Raw genomic sequence first — 2,715 nt, forward strand, 5'->3', positions numbered from 1 at the left:
GGGCGGCCGGTGGTGCCAGGGATAGCGCTATCCCGCACAATCCAAAAAAAGCCAGCGCTGGGGTGTCTCGGGTTTTCACGGAGCACCCAAGGCTGGGACAGCGCTATCCTAGGACAGCGCTGTCCAATTCCAGCTTGGTATTAACCCTTAGAACTTCGATCCATGGCCGACGCCCCCGACCGCCCCCGACCCCGTTCCTCGAGCCACGTCACGCTGGACGACGTGGCCCGCGTCTCGGGCGTGAGCCCGATCACCGTGTCGCGCGCATTGCGCGGCGCGCGCAACGTGGCGCCCGAGCTGAAGGCCCGCGTGCAGGCGGCGGTCGACCAGCTGGGCTACGTGCCCAACGTGGCGGCGCGCGCGCTGGCCTCGGCGCGCAGCTCCCACGTGGCGGTGCTGATTCCCTCGCTGACCAACCAGCTCTTCGTGGAACTGCTCGAGGCGGTGCAGGACGCGCTCGCGCCGCACGGCTACCAGTCGCTCATCGGCGTGACCCACTACGACCCCGCGCAGGAAGAGGCGCTGCTGCGCAGCCACCTCTCGCAGCGCCCGGCGGGCCTGCTGCTGACGGGCTTCGACCGCAGCGCCGCGGCCGCGCAGATGCTCGAGCGCAGCCATGCGCCCTGCGTGTACATGATGGAAACCTCGGCCGCGCCCGGCGTCCACAGCGTGGGCTTTTCGCAGCGGGACGCAGGCCGCGCCATCACCCGGCACCTGCTGCAGCGCGGCCGCCGGCGCATTGCCTATGCCGCCGGCCAGCTCGACCCGCGCGTGCTGCTGCGCCTGGAGGGCTACCGCGAGGCGCTGCGCGAGGCCGGCTGCCACGACCCGGCGCTCGAACTGCTGGTGCCGGGCCCGACCTCCATGGCGCTGGGCGGCCGCCAGTTCGAGGACCTGCTCGCGCGCCATCCAGACGTGGATGCCATCTTCTACTGCAACGACGACCTCGCCCAGGGCGGGCTGCTCGCCGCGCTGCGCAGCGGCGTGCCCGTGCCGCAGCGCGTGGCGATCGCCGGCTTCAACGACCTGGGCGGCAGCGACCAGATGCTGCCGCCGCTGACCACCGTGCGCACGCCGCGAAAGGAAATGGGCGAGCGCGCGGCCGGCATGCTGCTCGCGCTGATGCGCGCCGAGACCGTGGCGGAGCGCACGGTGGACCTGGGGTTCGAGTTGGTGGTGCGGGAGAGCAGCTGAGGCGATGGGGAACGCCCGTCGCCAACGGCGAGCACTCCAGGCTCACGCCTTGCCTTGACCCGCCTTGCCCGGCCCTCGGGTGGACCATGGATTGCATGATCTGAATAAAAAACCAGCCAAGGCGCCTAAAATGAAACAAATCCTGTAACGATTAAAGAAATCCATGGCGCTGGTCGGCTATGAACTTGTTCGACGCAGACTGGACCTGCCAGTCTTCGAGATACGCCGTCCGGCCATGATCCGTCCTGTCACGCGGATCCTCCCCACGGCAAACGGCTTGTCCGTGCCTGCGGCCAGCGCGCCGGCCCGCGAAGACGATCTTCTCGGACACCTGCTCTTCGCGCTCAAGCACGAAGGCGTCAATTTGCCGTTGCTCGCTGCGGCAGCAAAGCATTTGTCCGCCGAACAACTTGGTGAGGCGGTGAGGCAGACGCCCAACGGGCAATACGTGCGGATGCTCTGCTGTGTTTGGGAGCATTTCACGGGCCGTCCGGTCATGCAGGATCCACCGGTGGCCGGGGGCTACATCGACCTTTTCGACTCGAGCAAGTACTTCGTGGGACCCGCACAGCGAGATTCGCGCTGGCGCGTGAACTTCAACGGTCTGGGAACTTGGGACTACTGCGCCACTGTCGAGCGCACCCAGGTGATCATGGGCTTGGTCAGCTCCAAGGTGCTGGAGGCCGCGCGCGAGTTCGTCCAAGGATTGGATCGGGAATTGCTGGACCGCACTTTGAACTGGGCCTATTTGCACGAGACGCAGGACAGCTACGCGATCGAACGAGAAGCGCCCTCGGAAGACAAGCGGCGCACCTTCGTGCGGCTGCTCCAACAGGCCCACGAGCCACGCCAGGTCGACGAGCAGTACCTGGTGGACTTGCAGAACTCGATCGTGTCGAACCCGTACAACCAGGCCGTTCAGTATCGGACCGAACAGAACTGGCTGAGCGACGGCAATCAGGGCGCCCTCGGCGTGACCTACGTGCCGCCGGCGCCTGAGGACGTGCCTGCGCTGATGGAGGGCTGGACGACCTTCGTCAACCGCATTTCCGGCCGATTGGATCCGGTGATGGCCGCGAGCATCGCCTCCTTCGGCTTCGTCTTTATCCACCCGTTCATGGACGGCAATGGCCGACTCTCGCGATTCCTGTTTCACAAGGTCCTTTGCCAGTCGGGCCAATTGGGCGAAGGCATGCTGCTGCCGGTGTCGATCGCGATGAAGCACCACGAGGCGCAGTACCTGCAGGTGCTCCGCGATTTCTCGCGGCCTGCCCGGGACCTTGTGCGCGTGCGCGCGATCGGCGAGGGCGACTACGAATTCAGCTTCGGGGCCGACGACAAGATCTTTCGATACTGGGATGCCACCGCATGCGTCGAATTTGGGCTGCGCATGGCGAAAGAGGCCCTGGAGGTTGAACTGCGCAACGAGAGYAACTTCATCCTGCACTTCGATGCAGTGCGCAGAGAGATCGATGAGCGCTTCGATCTACGCGGTTCAACGCTCGCGACGCTGGTATCGAT

2 protein-coding genes are annotated in these 2,715 nt (G+C 65.9%); both read left to right on the forward strand.

Annotated elements, in window-relative coordinates; translation table 11 throughout:
- Window positions 1-162 precede the first annotated feature (162 nt).
- On the forward strand, window positions 163-1,194 hold the full coding sequence (gene gntR, locus AC1DOC_RS28260; RefSeq protein ID WP_015866164.1) for an HTH-type transcriptional regulator GntR: 1,032 nt from the start codon (window positions 163-165) through the stop codon (window positions 1,192-1,194).
- 163 nt (window positions 1,195-1,357) lie between these two features.
- A partial coding sequence (locus tag AC1DOC_RS28265) for a Fic family protein (RefSeq protein ID WP_478130975.1) occupies window positions 1,358-2,715 on the forward strand: 1,358 nt, incomplete at its 3' end.

This window comes from Variovorax sp. 01T439_2 (genome assembly GCF_056398445.1).